Below are 15,063 nucleotides of genomic sequence, written 5' to 3' on the forward strand. Positions count from 1 at the left end.
GCACGGCATTGCGACGGGGGCGGGAGAGGCCGGCCGGCCTTCCCACCCCCGTCACGGCGCGTGCCCTCGACGCGGCCTCAGCGCTGCGGGTGCAGGAGCCGGCGCAGATCGTCCAGGACGGAGGCGTCCTCGATCGTGGAGGGCACCGTGTACTCCTCGCCGTCCGCCATCTGGCGCATGGTCTTGCGCAGGATCTTGCCGGAGCGGGTCTTGGGCAGGGCGTCCACGATCGCGACGTCGCGGAAGTCGGCCACGGGGCCCACGCCCCGCCGCACCGCCTGGCGCAGCTCCTCGAGGAGCGCGGCCTCCGCCGGGGAGCCCGGCTCCGGCGTCTCCACCCCGGACTTGAGCACCACGTAGCCGAAGGGGCGCTGGCCCTTGAGCGGATCCGCGAGCCCGACGACGGCACACTCCGCCACGGCCGGGTGCGCGGCGAGCGCCGCCTCGAGGACGCCTGTGGAGAGGCGGTGCCCGGACACGTTGATGACGTCGTCGGTGCGGCCCAGGACGAACACGTAGCCGTCCTCGTCCACGAGGCCCGAGTCGCCCGTCGCGTAGTGGCCCTCGAAGGCGGAGAGGTAGGAGTCGATGTACCGCTGGTCGTCGCCCCACAGGGTGGGCAGGGTGCCCGGGGGCAGAGGCAGGCGCACCGCGATGTTCCCCTCCTCTCCGGGGCCCACCGGCTCGCCCAGGCCGTCCAGCACCACGAGGTCGAATCCGGGCGAGGGCACGGACGAGGAGCCGATCTTCACGGGCAGCTCCTCCAGCCCCACCGGGTTCGCGGCGATCGCCCAGCCCGTCTCCGTCTGCCACCAGTGGTCGATGACCGGCATGCCCAGCAGGCCCTCGATCCAGCGCTGGGTCTCCGGGTCCAGGCGCTCGCCGGCGGCGTAGAAGTGCGCGAGCGTGCTGAGATCGTGCTCCTTCATGAGCGCGCCCTCGGGGTCCTGACGGCGGATGGCGCGCAGCGCGGTGGGGGCCGTGAAGAAGGAGCGGACGCCGTGGTCCTCGATCAGGCGCCAGAACGCCCCCGCATCGGGCGTGCCCACGGGCTTGCCCTCGTACATGACGGTGGTCGCCCCGGCCAGCAGCGGACCGTAGACGATGTAGGAGTGGCCCACCACCCAGCCCACGTCCGAGGCGGTGCACATGGCCTGGTCCGGGCCGACGTCGTAGATGTTCTCCATGGTCCACCGCAGGGCCACGGCGTGTCCGCCGTTGTCCCGGACCACACCCTTGGGCCTGCCCGTGGTCCCGGAGGTGTAGAGCACGTAGAGCGGATCGGTGGCGGCGACGTCCACGCAGGCGGCCGGCTCAGCGGCGGCCACGGCCTCGTCCCAGTCCTTCCACGCCGCTCCCCCACGCTCGGCGACGTCGGCCAGCGCGGTCTCGAAGCCGTCGCGGTGGTGGACGAGGACCGTCCGCACCGGGTGCGAAGCCGTCTCGAGCGCCTCGGCGACGGCGGGCAGGTACTCCACGCGGCGCTTCGGCTCGATGCCGCCCGAGCACGTCAGCACGACGTCGGGCGCGGCGTCGTCGATGCGGGCGGCGAGCTCGCGCGGGGCGAAGCCGCCGAAGACCACCGAGTGGACGGCGCCGAGGCGGGCGCACGCGAGCATCGCGACGGGCGCCTGCGGGATCATCGGCAGGTAGACGAGCACGCGGTCCCCCTTGCCCACCCCCTGGGCCGCGAGGGCGCCCGCGAGCGCGGCCACCTCGTCCCGCAACTGCGCGTAGGTGTAGCGGGTGACCGTGCCGGTCATCGCCGAGTCGTGGACCAGCGCGAGCGCGTCGCCGCGGCCGGCGTCCACGTGGCGGTCCAGGCAGTTGTGGGCGGTGTTCAGGACGCCGTCCGGGAACCAGCGGTGCAGGGGCGCGTTCGAGGAGTCGACCGCGCGCGTGGGCGGGGTGGTCCAGTCGATCGCCTGGGCGGCCTCGAGCCAGAACCCCTCCGGGTCGGCGAGGGAGCGGGCGTGGACGTCTGCGTAGGAGCTGCGGGTGCCGGGGGCCGGGGATGCGTCGGGAGTCGCCATGCCGCGATCGTAGTGCGCCACATCACAGAGATCAAGGGTTTCTGTATACATGTTCTCGCAACGGCAGGCCTGATTGAGAACACCGAGGCGATTCTCAGGCGCATTCACCCCGATGGGGCCTTGGCGGTGGGGGGTGCCCGTGTATACACTTCTGGCATGCGAGCGAGTGAGCGGGCCTACCAGACGCTGAGGACGGAGATCCTCGACTGGTCCCTGCCGCCCGGCGCCGGGCTCGCCGAGGTCGAGCTGGCCGAGCGGCTGGGGATCTCCCGCACCCCGGTCCGGGAGGCCATCTCCCGGCTCGTCGCGGACGGCCTGGCCGAACAGGCCACGGGGCGCGGCGCCGTCGTGGCCGACATCTCCCTCGAGCAGGCGGACCAGCTGTTCGAGCTGCGGATCGCGCTCGAGTCCCTCCTCGCCCGGCGAGCCGCCCAGCGGGCGACGGACGAGGCGGCCGAGTCGCTGGCCGATCTGGCCGAGCGGTTCGCGGCCGCCGCGCCGTCCCTGCGCGCGGGGTCCGACCCGACCGCCTACTACGCGATGACGTCCGAGCTGGACGCCTCGCTCGACGCCGCGGCGGACAACCCGTACCTCGTCTCGACCCTGCGGACGCTGCGCCTGCACCTCGCGCGCCTGCGCCGGCTCGCGGCGAACGACCCGGCACGCCTGGCCACCTCCGCCGAGGAGCACGCGGACATCGCGTCCGCCGTCGCCTCCGGCGCCGCCGACCTGGCCGAGGCCACCACCCGCGTCCACCTGCACCACGCCTTCCACCACCTCACCCGGAGCCGTCGCGACGACGCCGGGGCCCTGCTGACCCCCACCGAAGGAGACCGACCATGAAGAACCACCACGTCCGCGTCCACCGCTCCGAGGAGAACCTCGAGCGCAAGGACCAGCTCGCCATGAAGCTCGCCGAGGTCGCCGTGGACCCGGTGGAGATCCTCCCGGAGGTGGAGGAGATGATCGTCAACCGCATCATCGACAACGCCTCCGTCGCCGTCGCCTCGCTCAAGCGCGGCCCGATCGTCGCCGCCCGCGCCCAGGCGCTCGCCCACCCCGCCTCCACCGGCGGCGAGGGCGCCACCGTGTTCGGCATCGACCAGAAGGTCTCCCCCGAGTGGGCGGCCTGGGCCAACGGCGTGGCCGTGCGCGAGCTCGACTACCACGACACGTTCCTGGCCGCCGAGTACTCCCACCCCGGCGACAACATCCCGCCGATCCTCGCGGTCGCCCAGCACACGGGCCGCTCCGGCAAGGACCTCGTGCGCGGCATCGCGACCGGCTACGAGGTGCAGGTGGACCTCGTGAAGTCCATCAACCTGTACGGCCACAAGATCGACCACGTCGCGCACATCGGCCCTTCGGCCTCCGCCGGCATCGGCACGCTCCTCGGCCTCGACGCCGAGACGATCTTCCAGGCCATCGGCCAGGGCCTGCACACGACGACGGCCACCCGCCAGTCCCGCAAGGGGGAGATCTCCACGTGGAAGGCCCACGCCCCGGCCTTCGCCGGCAAGATGGCCGTCGAGGCCGCGGACCGCGCGATGCGCGGCCAGACCTCCCCCGTGCCGATCTACGAGGGCGAGGACGGTGTCATCGCGTGGATGCTCGACGGCCCGGACGCCTCCTACGAGGTCCCGCTGCCCGAGAAGGGCGAGCCCAAGCGCGGCATCCTGGACACCTACACCAAGGAGCACTCCGCGGAGTACCAGGCGCAGGCCTGGATCGACCTCGCCCGCAAGCTGCACGGCGAGCACCCCGAGGCCACGGACCCGAAGAACGTGGCGTCCGTGCTGATCAAGACCTCGCACCACACCCACAACGTCATCGGCTCCGGCGCGAACGACCCCCAGAAGTACGACCCGACGGCGTCCCGCGAGACCCTCGACCACTCGATCCCCTACATCTTCACGGTGGCCCTCCAGGACGGCGCGTGGCACCACGTGGACTCCTACGCCCCGGAGCGCGCCGCGCGCCCGGACACCGTGGAGCTGTGGCACAAGGTCACCACGGTGGAGGATCCCGAGTGGACCCGCCGGTACCACTCCCTCGACCTGTCCGAGAAGGCGTTCGGCGGCGCCGTGGAGATCACGCTGACCGACGGCACCGTCATCACGGACGAGATCGCTGTGGCCGACGCGCACCCGCTCGGCGCGCGCCCGTTCTCCCGCGAGCAGTACATCCAGAAGTTCCGCACCCTCGCCGAGGGCATCGTCACGCCCGAGGAGCAGGACCGCTTCCTCGCGGCCGCCCAGCGCGTGTCCGAGCTGGAGGCCGGTGAGCTGGACCAGCTCAACGTCAAGGCCGACCCGGCCTACCTGTCCGAGGCCGACCTGGCCGCCGCTCCGAAGGGCCTCTTCTGATGCTGTACTCCACCAAGACCGCCGAGCAGAAGCGCAGGGACCTCCGCGAGACCCTCGCGAAGGGCGGCGCGCAGCAGTTCCCCGGCGCGTTCACCCCGCTCACCGCGAAGCTCATCGAGGAGAAGGGGTTCCCGGGCGTCTACATCTCCGGAGCCGTGCTCGCCAATGAGCTCGGCCTGCCCGACGTCGGGCTGACCACGCTGACCGAGGTGGCCCAGCGCGGCGGGCAGATCGCCCGCCTCACGGACCTGCCCTGCCTGATCGACGCGGACACGGGCTTCGGCGAGCCGATGAACGTGGCCCGCACCGTGCAGGAGCTCGAGAACGCCGGACTCGCCGGATGCCACATCGAGGACCAGTTCAACCCGAAGCGGTGCGGCCACCTCGACGGCAAGAACATGGTGGACCTGGACACCGCCGTCAAGCGCATCGCCGCTGCGGTGGACGCCCGCCGGGACCCGAACTTCCTCATCATGGCGCGCACCGACCTGCGCGCCGTCGAGGGCCTGGACGCCGCGATCGCCCGCATGAAGGCGCTCGTGGAGGCCGGCGCGGACGCGATCTTCCCGGAGGCGCTCAAGGACATCTCCGAGTTCGAGACCGTGTGCCGCGAGCTCGCCCCGCTCGGCGTGCCCGTGCTGGCCAACATGACCGAGTTCGGCAAGTCCGAGCTGTTCACCCGTGAGCAGCTGGCGGAGGCGGGCGTGGCCATGGTCATCTACCCGGTGACCCTGCTGCGCTCCGCGATGGGCGCCGCCGAGCGTGTGCTCGACGCGATCTCGTCCGAGGGCACCCAGCAGTCGCAGGTGGAGCACATGCTCACCCGCGCCCGCCTGTACGAGCTCGTGGACTACGAGGCCTACAACGCCTTCGACACCGGCATCTTCAACTTCGACGTGCCGACCACGGACATCGAGTCCAACAACGCCACTCTCTGACCGTCACCGTTGACACCACCGCGGCCCGCCCGCCCGGGCGGGCCGCCTCTCCTCTAGGAGGCACATCATGACCGAGACCGAGATCAAGAAGGGCCTGGCCGGCGTCGTCGTGGACACCACGGCGGTCTCCAAGGTCAACCCCGAGACCAACTCCCTGCTCTACCGCGGCTACCCCGTGCAGGACCTCGCGGCGAGCCTGCCGTTCGAGGCCGTCGCGCTGCTGCTCTGGACCGGCGAGCTGCCCTCGGACGAGGAGCTCTCCGAGTTCGAGCGCTTCGAGCGCGCCCACCGCGCCCTGGACCCGAAGGTGAAGGCCGCGATCGACCTGCTCCCCACGGACTGCCACCCCATGGACGTGGGCCGCACCGCCGTGTCCGTGCTGGGCGCCAACCACCCGAAGGCGGAGGACTCCTCCCCGGAGGCCGAGCTGGAGAAGGCCAAGGCGCTGTTCGCGGCGTTCCCGGCCGTCGTCGCCTACGACCAGCGCCGCCGCCGCGGCCAGGACGTCGTGGAGCCCCGCGAGGACCTGGACTACTCGCAGAACTTCCTCTGGATGACGTTCGCCGAGGAGGCCGCCCCCGAGGTGGTGGACGCGTTCCGCGTCTCGATGGTGCTCTACGCCGAGCACTCCTTCAACGCGTCCACCTTCACGGCGCGCGTCATCACCTCCACGCTCTCCGACCTGCACTCGGCCGTGACCGGCGCGATCGGCGCGCTCAAGGGCCCGCTGCACGGCGGCGCGAACGAGGCCGTCATGCATACCTTCGACGAGATCGGCATCCGCAAGGAGGAGTCCCGCGAGGACGCCGCCGCCCGGTCGAAGGCGTGGATGGAGGACGCGCTGGCCCAGAAGAAGAAGGTCATGGGCTTCGGGCACCGCGTGTACAAGAAGGGCGACTCCCGGGTGCCCACCATGAAGGCCGCGCTGGACCGCATGATCGAGCACTACGGCCGCGCCGAGATGCTCGGCCTGTACGACGGTCTCGAGCAGGCCATGGACGAGGCGAAGCAGATCAAGCCGAACCTCGACTACCCGGCCGGCCCGACCTACCACCTCATGGGCTTCGACACCGAGATGTTCACGCCGATCTTCATCGCCGCGCGCATCACCGGCTGGACCGCTCACATCATGGAGCAGCGCGCCTCCAACGCGCTGATCCGCCCCCTCTCGGCCTACGACGGCCCCGAGCAGCGCGAGCTGCCCCAGCAGTGAGCACCCCCTCGCCGCAGAGTGGTCACGACACGCCGTCTGCACGAACGGCACACGGCGTGTCGTGACCAGCCTGCGGGGTCAGATCCAGGGCCGCGGCCGGACCGGCCGTCACGACCTGACCCACGACGACGGCGGGTCGCCCCCCACACGGGAGGCGGCCCGCCGTCGTCGTGCCGGCCCGGGTCAGCGTGCGCGGATCAGCGTGCCCGCGGGTGCGCCGTGGCGTAGACCTCGCGCAGCGACTCGACGGTGACGAGCGTGTACACCTGCGTGGTGGTGACGGAGGCGTGGCCGAGCAGCTCCTGCACGACGCGCACGTCCGCGCCGCCGGCCAGCAGGTGTGTGGCGAAGCAGTGGCGCAGCGTGTGCGGGGAGACCTCGGCGTCGATCCCGGCGCGCTCCGCCGCTCGCTTCAGCACGGCCCATGCGGACTGCCGGGAGAGCCGCCCGCCGCGCCGGTTCACGAACAGCGCGGGCGAGGAGGCCGTCGCCCCGCCCACCATCGCGGGCCGGCCCCGCACGAGCCACGCCTCGAGGGCCTCGGACGCGTACGAGCCGACGGGCACCACGCGCTCCTTCGAGCCCTTGCCGAACAGGCGCACCACGGGCTGGCCGCCGTCGCCGTCCTCGACGCCCCTGAGCCCCACGACGTCGTCCACGTCCAGGCCGACGACCTCGGAGATGCGCGCTCCGGTGCCGTACAGGAACTCCAGCAGGGCGCGGTCGCGCAGCCCAGCCGGGGTGTCCACGGAGACGGACTCGAGCAGCGCGGTCACCTGCTCCACGGGCAGCGCCTTCGGGAGGCGGGCACCGGGCCGCGGGGGGTGGACGTCCCGCGCGGGGTCGGACTCGGTGATCCCCTCGAGCGCCCAGAACCGATGCAGGCCGCGCACCGCGGCGAGCACCCGCGCGGCCGAGCGCACCGCGAGGGGACGGCCGCCGTCGGCTCCGGAGCCGAGCGCCTGGAGGAAGCCGGAGACGTGCCCCGGCTCCACGGCGCGCGGCTCGTTGATGCCGTGTGCGTCCAGCCAGGCCCGGTAGCGCTCGAGGTCGCGCCGGTACGCGGCCAGCGTGTTCGCGGCCAGTCCCCGCTCGACGGCGAGGTGGTCCAGATGTCGCCGGATCGGGGCCGCGAGCGGCGAGGGTGCGTCGGGTTCGCGCCCGGTCTCGCCGGGCCCGCCCTGTCCCCCCGGGCCGCCGGCCGTCGTCGTCCTCGCCGCGTTCACGCGGGCCAGTCCGCCCCCGGGCCCTGCCGGTCCGGCACGAACGGGGCGTCCACGGGGCGCAGCCGCCGCCAGCCGCGCGCGCGGTGCGCCTGGAGGGCGAGCACGGCCACCACGGTGGAGGGGTTGTGCACCCGTCCGTCGAGGACGGCGTCGACGACCTCGTCCACGCCCACCCAGGCCAGCGGCATGTCGGCCTCCTCGTCGGTGCGGGCGAAGCGCTCCTCCTCCCCCACCTCGCGCACCTTCCGGGCGAGGAACACGCGGATGGCCTCGGTGGAGCCGCCCGGGGTGGTGAAGTAGTCCACGAGGGTGTGCCACTCGTCGGCGCGCAGGTCCGCCTCCTCGTGCAGCTCGCGCACGGCGACCTCGTGGAGCGCCTCGCCGTCCACGTCCCGCAGCCCGGCCGGGATCTCCCACAGCTCCATGCCCACGGGGTGCCGGTACTGCCGCACGAGGGCGACCTGCTCCTGCGGTCCGGCCCCGGTCATGGCGGTGCGCAGGGCCAGCACGGCGACGGCGCCGGGGTGCACCATGAGCTCGCGCGTGATCGGCTCGACCTCCTTCTCGGCCGGGTCCAGCCGGAAGGTCTCGCGGGCGATGTCCCACACGCGCCCCTCGAACACGGTCTTGGCCTTCTTCACCTTGCGCGGGACGTGCAGGTCGCGCAGCGGGGCGCGGCCCGCGGCGGCGGGGATCTCAGGCATCGTCGTCCTCCTCGTGGGTGCGGGATTCGAGCAGCTCTCGGGCGTGGGCCCGGGCGGCCGCGGAGTCCCCGTGGCCGGCCAGCATGCGGGCCAGCTCCTCGACGCGTTCCTCCTCGCTGAGGGTCACGACGTCGGAGACGGTCACGCCCGCTCCGGGATCCGAGTTCTTCTCCACGCGCACGTGGCGGTCCGCGTAGGCGGCCACCTGGGGCAGGTGGGTCACGGCGATCACCTGCACGTGGCGGGCCAGGCGGGCCAGGCGGGCGCCGATGCGCACGGCGGCCTCGCCGCCCACGCCGGCGTCGACCTCGTCGAAGACGAAGGTGGGCACCGGGTCCGTGGCGGCCAGGACGACCTCGAGCGCGAGCATCACGCGGCTCAGTTCGCCGCCCGAGGCGCCGCGGCCCAGTGGACGCGGCTCGGAGCCGGCGTGCGGGCGCAGCGCGAGGGCCACCTCCTCCGCGCCGTGCGGTCCGAGCTCCTCCCCGGGCAGGGGGGTGAGGCCCACGTGGAAGGACGCGTCCGGCATGAACAGGGCGTGCAGCTCCTCGGTGACGGCCGCCTCCAGCTGCTCGGCGGCGGCGGCGCGCAGGGCGCTGAGCTCCGCGGCGCGCTCGCGCAGGACGGCGTCCAGGCGGGCGAGCTCCGCGTCGAGCTCCTCGAGGCGGCCGGTGTCTCCCTGCAGCTCGTCGAGGCGCGGGCGCTGCGTCTCGGCCCACGCCACGACGTCCGTGAGCTCGGGCCCGTAGAGGCGCTGGAGACGGGTGAGCTCGGCCAGCCGGGACTGGGCGGCGTCGAGGTCTCCGGCGGCGTCGGCGTCGAGGTCGGCGCCGTAGCCCGCGAGGTCCCCGGCGATGTCCGTGAGCACGAGGGAGGCCTCGGCCAGGCGCGCCGCCGCGGCCTCGAGGTCCGCGTCCTTCCCGGGGGCGGCCGCCAGGGCCTGCCGGGCCGCCTCCACGAGAGCCACGGCCCCGGGGATCTCCTCGGCGGCGTCCACGTCGCCGCCCGTCAGGTGGGCATACGCGGTGCCGGAGGCGGCGCGCAGCTCCTCGACGTCCTCGAGGCGGCGGATCCGCGTCCGCAGCTCCTCGTCCTCCCCCGCGGCCGGCTGGGCGAGGTCGATCTCCTCGAGGGAGCGCTGCAGGGCCTCGGCCTCGCGGGCGCGCTCCTGCTGGTGGGTGCTGAGCTCGTCGCGTTCACGGCGGGCGGCGCTCCACGCCGCGTGGTCGCTGCGGTAGGCGGCGAGCACGGCCTGCAGCGGCGGCCCGCCGAACGCGTCGAGGGCGCGCCGCTGGGCCTGCGCGCTCTGCAGGCGCACCTGGTCGTTCTGGCCGTGCACGGCGACGAGCGTGGAGCCGATCTCGGAGAGCAGCCCCACCGGGACCGTGCGTCCTCCCGCGCTCGCGCGGGACCGGGTGCCGTCCCCGGACGCGGTCACGGAACGGCTGAGCACCAGGTCGCGCACCCCGGCCTCGTCCGCCTCGTCGACGACGGCGCCGGCCCCCTCCGCGAGCGCCAGCGCCGCGTGCCCCTCGGGGACGCGGACCTCGGCATCCACCGCGGCGCACCTGGCGCCGCGCCGGACCACGCCGGCGTCGGCCCGCGCGCCCAGCAGCAGGCCGAGCGCGGTGACCACCATGGTCTTGCCGGCGCCGGTCTCACCGGTGACGACGGTGAAGCCGGGGTCCAGCTCCACGCTGGCCTCCCCGATCACCCCGAGACCGGAGATGCGCAGGACGTCGATCACGAGCCCTCCTCCGAGCGGCGCCACGGGCGGCCCTCTTCCCGGTGCCGCCGCAGCTCCTCCGGGGAGAGCACGGGCAGGCTGGCGGTGGCCGGGGCGACGACCTCAGGACGCGGACCCGCGTGCCGCGGCTCGACCGTCTCCACGGCATAGCCCGCGGCCGCGTCCCTCTCCTCGGCCGTCACGGGGCCACGCCACCCCTCGGTGGGCAGGCGGAACTTGCGCACGAGGCGCTCCGCGAAGGGGGTGGGGTTCAGCCGGGCCAGCCGCACCGGCTCCGCCGAGCGGGACACCTCGACCCGCGCCTGGGGCGGCAGCTCGACGGTGCGGCGGCCGTCGCACCACAGCACGCCGGTCTCCCGCGTGCGGGTCATGACGTCCACGGCGATCGTGCTGCGCGGGCCGACCACGCACGGCTTGGCGAAGAGGGCGTGGGCGCTGATGGGCACGAACAGCAGGGCCTCCACCCCGGGCCACACCACGGGACCGCCCGCGGAGAACGCGTAGGCGGTGGAGCCGGTCGGGGTGGCCAGGACGACACCGTCGCAGCCGAAGGCCGTCAGCGGCGAGTCGTCCACCGAGACGACGACCTCCAGCATGCGCTCCCGGTTCGACTTCTCGACGGAGGCCTCGTTCAGCGCCCACGTGCGGGCCACCTCGTGCCCGTCCACCCGGACCACGACGTCGAGCGCCATCCGCTCGATGACCACGTACGCCTCGTCCGCGATCGCCTGGACCGTGCGGTGCAGGTCGGTGCGCTCCGACTCGGCGAGGAAGCCGACGTGGCCGAGGTTGACGGCGAGGAGCGGGACCCCGTGCCCGCGCACGAAGTCGGCGGCGCGCAGCACCGAGCCGTCGCCGCCGAGCACGAGTCCGAGGGCGACGTCGGTCAGCGCGCAGTCCACGCCGAGGGTGAGGGGCGCGAAGCCGTCCGGCTCGTCGGCCGCCTCACGGATGGCCCGGATGTCCTGCTCGAGCATCACGGTGCTCAGGCCCTCGTCCGCGAGTGCCGCGGTGGCCTGGAGCGCCGCACTGATGGCGTCCTGCCGCCCGGTGTGGGCGAGCACGAGGACGCGGCGTGCGGGGTTCTGGGGCATGGTTCCTTCCGCGGGCGGACGGCGGGGTGGGGCGGGACGCGTCCGACCAGGATAACCAGGCGGGGCGGCCTCAGCCCCAGTCGACGGCCCGGGCGGTGCACAGCCGCTCCGCGTGCCCGGCCGCGTCGTCGGTGGAGGGCGAGGCGGCGGCGCGCAGGCGGAGGAAGAACTCCACGTTGCCGTCCTGGCCGGGCAGGCCCGAGCGGGCCACGCCGGTGGCCTCGAGCCCTGCGCGATGCGCCGCGGCCACCACGTCGGTCACCGCGCGCCGGCGCGCCGAGGGGTCCGTCACGACGCCGGTGCGCGGCAGCGCGGTCCGTCCCACCTCGAACTGGGGCTTCACCATGAGCAGCAGGTCGGCGTCGGGCGTGCACACGCCCGCGATGGCTCCCACCACGAGGCGCAGGGAGATGAAGGAGAGGTCGGAGACGACGAGCTCGACCGGCCCTCCCGTGTGCGCGGCCGTGAGATCGCGGACGTTCAGCCCCTCATGCACGGTCACCCGCTCGTCCGCCCGGATCTCGGCCGCCAGCTGGTCGTGGCCGACGTCGACGGCCACCACGGGGGCGGCCCCGCGTTCGAGGAGCACCTGGGTGAAGCCGCCCGTGGAGGCCCCGGCGTCGAGGGCGCGGCGCCCGGCGACCGCCACGTCCGGGAAGGCCGCGAGGGCGCTCACGAGCTTGTGGGCGGCACGGGACACGTACCGCGGGCCGTCGTCCACGAGGGCGAGCTCGACGCCGGGCCCCACGGGCTGGGCGGGACGGCGCACCGGCGTCCCGTCCGCCAGGACCTGGCCGGCGCGGATCAGGGCGGCGGCGTCCGTGCGGGAACGGGCGAGGCCCCGGGCGGCCAGGACGACGTCGGCGCGTCCGACCTCAGGCATCGGCCCCGAGCGCCTCGAGGAGGGCGGAGAGGTCCGCGACGATCCACGTGGGGCGGTCCCCCGCGGGCGCCGCCTCGGCCGTCGCACGCGTGTCGATGCCCGTGAGGACGAGGACGGTGTCGAAGCCGGCGGCGTTGCCCCCGCGGATGTCCGTGTCCAAGCGGTCTCCCACCACGAGGGGACGGGAGAGGCCGAGCGCGCGGGCAGCGCTGCGGAACAGGTGCGGCTCGGGCTTTCCGGCGGCCACAGGGGACGTGCCCGTCGCGTGGGCGACCGCCGCCACGAGGGCGCCGTTGCCGGGGGCGACGCCCTCGGCCCGGGGGATGGACCGGTCGAGGTTGGTCGCCACCCACGCGGCGCCGGCGGTGACGGCGTAGGCCGCCTCCGCGAGGTCGGACCACGCGAGGGAGGGGTCGAAGCCCTGGATGACGGCATCCGGGTGCTCGGCCGCGGACTCCACGAGGGTGTGGCCGCGCTCGGCCACGACCTCCCGCAGGTACGGCGACCCGACGACGAGCACACGGCCGGCCTGCGACCCGAGCGTCTCCCCGAGCAGGTCGGCCCCCGCAACGGCGGAGCCGAAGACCTGGGACGGCTCGGCGGGGATGCCCAGCGCGGTGAGGTGCTCGGCGACCGCCTCGGGGGCGCGCGAGGCGTTGTTGGTGACGAACGCGACCGGGACACCCCGGTCCTGCAGGGTGGTCAGGGTCTCGACCGCACCCGGGATCGCGGCGCCGCCGGCGTAGACGACCCCGTCGAGGTCGCAGAGCAGGCCGTCGTGTCCGTGGAGCACACCGTGGGCCGTCATCGGGCGTCGCCCTCCGCCGCCGCACCGTCCTCCGAGGCCCGATCTGCCGCGGGGACCTCGGCCGAGGCGTCCGCCGGAGCGTCGAAGAGGGCCATCTGTTCCGGGTCGTGGTCGATGGCGACCGAGGGAGCGGCCTCGTCGGTGTCCGCGGCATCGGGCACCGACGCCTCCTCGTGGGGGCTCGCGGGGCGAGGAGGACGGTCCTCGCGGCGGTCATCGGCGCGTCCGTGGCGGGCACCGCCCCGGTCGCCGGCCCGAGCACCCCGGTCGGGCTCCTCTGCCGGCTCCACCTCGATGTCCATGATCTCGGGCTCGGCGAACCCGCCGATGCCGAGCGCCTTCTCCGCCACACGGACGGAGCGCGCCCACAGGCGGGCCTCCTCGCGTCGGCCGAGGGCTGCCAGGACGTCGGCCTGCCGCTGGAAGAGGCGCGGAGAGAAGGGGTATCCGCGTCGGCGGTCCAGCTCGGGGATCTGGAGCGCGTCGTGGGCGCCCTGCAGGTCACCCAGGTCCTCGTGCACGCCGGAGACGACCATCACCAGCTCGACCCGGGCCTCACGGCTGAGCTCCACGGGGTCGACCTCAGCGGCCAGCTGCAGCGCCTTGTCGAGACGGCCGAGGGCCCGCTCGCTGTCCACCTGCGCCGCGATGTGGGTGTCGTCGCCGGTCATGCGACGGTAGGTGCGGAACTCGCGCAGGGCGTCGCCGTACTCCCCCGCCGCGTAGGCGGTGAGCGCGACGGCCTCGCGGACGCGGGAGAGGCGGCCGCCCTTGCGGGATGCGGCGAGGGCGTGCTGGAACGCCAGGGCCGGATCGTCCTCGAGGTAGCGGCCGGCCATCACCAGGTGCTTGGCCACCCACTCCGCGGGGCGCTCGTCGAGGCCGCCGATCTCCTTGAGAGTGCCGCGGTCCAGCTCCTTGCCGGTCACATCATGGTCGATGTCCGGGGAGCGCTCCTGGTCCACCCGGTTCGCGGCGCGCAGATCCCGGGGGTTGTGGGCCGGGCGCTGACGCTCGGCGTCCGGGCGGCGGCGGTCCTCGAACGGACGTCCGCCGCGGGCGTCACGGTCACCCTGCCGCCGGGCTCCCTGAGGGGCGTCGTCCCGGCGCCGCTCCCCCGCGCCGCCGCGGCGATCGCCGGAGGAGGCGCGCCGGTCGCCATTGCCCGCACCGTCGCGCCGGCGATCACCGAAGGAGGACCGCCGATCGCCCGCTGCATCGTCGCGGCGACGGTCGCCACCCCACGCGCGCCGCTCTCCGCCGCCGGCGTCGTCGCGACGACGGTCCCCGGAGAAGGCGCGACGCTGACCGCCCCCGGCCTCATCCCGACGGCGGTCCCCGCGTCCCGCCCCTGCCTGGGGAGAGCGAGAACGCTGACCGCCGTCGGAGGAGCGCTCCGGACGCCCACGGCCTCCGGAGGGTCGATCGCGGCGATCGTCTCGGGGGGTCTCCTCGCGGGGGGTGCCGTCTGCCATGTGGTGTCCTCTCTCCCCGCCGCCCCGTGGAAAGGGACGAATCGGGCGGTGCTCAATCCGCGCTCGTCCTCGAGGTCCGAGGCAGCGCGAGGTCTGTCGTCCAGCGTAGTGGTGCGGAAACAGAAAAAGGCCCTGCACACTCGGTGCAGGGCCTTTTCCCTCTTCAAAAGATGTCCGGCGGCGACCTACTCTCCCACAACCTCCCGGTTGCAGTACCATCGGCGCTGTGGGCCTTAGCTTCCGGGTTCGGAATGGAACCGGGCGTTTCCCCCACGCTATGACCGCCGTAACCCTAACCCCACCTACACACCCAAACAGGCGCAGCGGGAAACCATCGGGTCACACAACAGTGACACACTCTTCAATTCTCAACCCCACCCCCACAAGGAACAGGACCGGTTGCAATCAGACAACCGCACAGTGGACGCAAGCACCATCACCCCTCCCGCTTGAAGCAGCAGAAGGAACATGTGTGTAAAAATCATCGGCCTATTAGTACTGGTCAGCTCCACGAGTCTTCAGTCCTCGCTTCCACATCCAGCCTATCAACCCAGTGTTCTCGCTGGGGGCCTCACA

Annotated in this window: 12 protein-coding genes and 2 rRNA genes; 4 read left to right on the plus strand and 10 right to left on the minus strand. The window is 73.6% G+C overall.

Annotation, left to right across the window (positions count from 1 at the left end):
* Positions 1-77: 77 nt before the first annotated feature.
* Positions 78-2,033 carry an AMP-binding protein gene (locus AB0302_RS02540; RefSeq protein WP_366370426.1) on the minus strand — a complete coding sequence of 652 codons (1,956 nt, stop codon included), beginning with the start codon at positions 2,031-2,033 and terminating at the stop codon, positions 78-80.
* A 156-nt stretch (positions 2,034-2,189) separates the two neighbouring features.
* On the opposite strand from AB0302_RS02540, the gene AB0302_RS02545 reads away from it, so the two are divergent.
* The 4 genes from AB0302_RS02545 (at position 2,190) to AB0302_RS02560 (ending at position 6,550) form a co-directional block, all read left to right on the plus strand.
* Positions 2,190-2,876, plus strand: a complete 687-nt coding sequence (locus tag AB0302_RS02545) for a GntR family transcriptional regulator (RefSeq protein ID WP_366370427.1) — start codon at positions 2,190-2,192, stop codon at positions 2,874-2,876.
* Positions 2,873-4,399, plus strand: a complete 1,527-nt coding sequence (locus AB0302_RS02550) for an MmgE/PrpD family protein (protein WP_366370428.1) — start codon at positions 2,873-2,875, stop codon at positions 4,397-4,399. The genes AB0302_RS02545 and AB0302_RS02550 overlap by 4 nt, the downstream gene beginning before the upstream one ends.
* The gene (gene prpB / locus AB0302_RS02555) at positions 4,399-5,337 is read left to right on the plus strand and encodes a methylisocitrate lyase (RefSeq protein WP_366370429.1); all 939 of its coding nucleotides are present in this window, start codon (positions 4,399-4,401) and stop codon (positions 5,335-5,337) included. Before AB0302_RS02550 ends, prpB begins: the two co-directional genes overlap by 1 nt.
* A gap of 67 nt (positions 5,338-5,404) precedes the next feature.
* Positions 5,405-6,550 carry a bifunctional 2-methylcitrate synthase/citrate synthase gene (locus tag AB0302_RS02560; protein WP_366370430.1) on the plus strand — a complete coding sequence of 382 codons (1,146 nt, stop codon included), beginning with the start codon at positions 5,405-5,407 and terminating at the stop codon, positions 6,548-6,550.
* Positions 6,551-6,747: 197 nt separating this feature from the next.
* Here AB0302_RS02560 and xerD read toward each other — a convergent pair whose 3' ends face one another.
* From xerD to AB0302_RS02605, 9 genes are all read right to left on the minus strand, one after another.
* Positions 6,748-7,674 (minus strand): site-specific tyrosine recombinase XerD, encoded by a 927-nt coding sequence (xerD, locus tag AB0302_RS02565; RefSeq protein ID WP_366370443.1) that lies wholly within the window; start codon positions 7,672-7,674, stop codon positions 6,748-6,750.
* A gap of 98 nt (positions 7,675-7,772) precedes the next feature.
* A complete protein-coding gene (locus AB0302_RS02570) occupies positions 7,773-8,480 on the minus strand; it encodes an NUDIX hydrolase (RefSeq protein WP_366370431.1) in 708 nt (235 codons plus the stop codon).
* Positions 8,473-10,227 carry a DNA repair protein RecN gene (gene recN / locus AB0302_RS02575; protein WP_366370432.1) on the minus strand — a complete coding sequence of 585 codons (1,755 nt, stop codon included), beginning with the start codon at positions 10,225-10,227 and terminating at the stop codon, positions 8,473-8,475. Before recN ends, AB0302_RS02570 begins: the two co-directional genes overlap by 8 nt.
* Positions 10,224-11,321, minus strand: a complete 1,098-nt coding sequence (locus AB0302_RS02580) for an NAD kinase (protein ID WP_298988000.1) — start codon at positions 11,319-11,321, stop codon at positions 10,224-10,226. Before AB0302_RS02580 ends, recN begins: the two co-directional genes overlap by 4 nt.
* A gap of 70 nt (positions 11,322-11,391) precedes the next feature.
* Positions 11,392-12,204, minus strand: a complete 813-nt coding sequence (locus tag AB0302_RS02585; protein ID WP_366370433.1) for a TlyA family RNA methyltransferase — start codon at positions 12,202-12,204, stop codon at positions 11,392-11,394.
* Positions 12,197-13,012: an HAD-IIA family hydrolase gene (locus tag AB0302_RS02590; RefSeq protein ID WP_366370434.1), complete on the minus strand. Its 816-nt coding sequence runs from the start codon at positions 13,010-13,012 to the stop codon at positions 12,197-12,199. Before AB0302_RS02590 ends, AB0302_RS02585 begins: the two co-directional genes overlap by 8 nt.
* Positions 13,009-13,977 (minus strand): hypothetical protein, encoded by a 969-nt coding sequence (locus AB0302_RS02595; RefSeq protein ID WP_366370435.1) that lies wholly within the window; start codon positions 13,975-13,977, stop codon positions 13,009-13,011. Before AB0302_RS02595 ends, AB0302_RS02590 begins: the two co-directional genes overlap by 4 nt.
* Positions 13,978-14,659: 682 nt before the next feature.
* A 5S ribosomal RNA gene (rrf, locus tag AB0302_RS02600) occupies positions 14,660-14,776 on the minus strand.
* 182 nt (positions 14,777-14,958) lie between these two features.
* Positions 14,959-15,063, minus strand: a 23S ribosomal RNA gene (locus tag AB0302_RS02605); the annotation flags it as partial.

The sequence above is a fragment of the Micrococcus sp. NPDC078436 genome (assembly GCF_040702705.1).
Lineage (GTDB): Bacteria > Actinomycetota > Actinomycetes > Actinomycetales > Micrococcaceae > Micrococcus.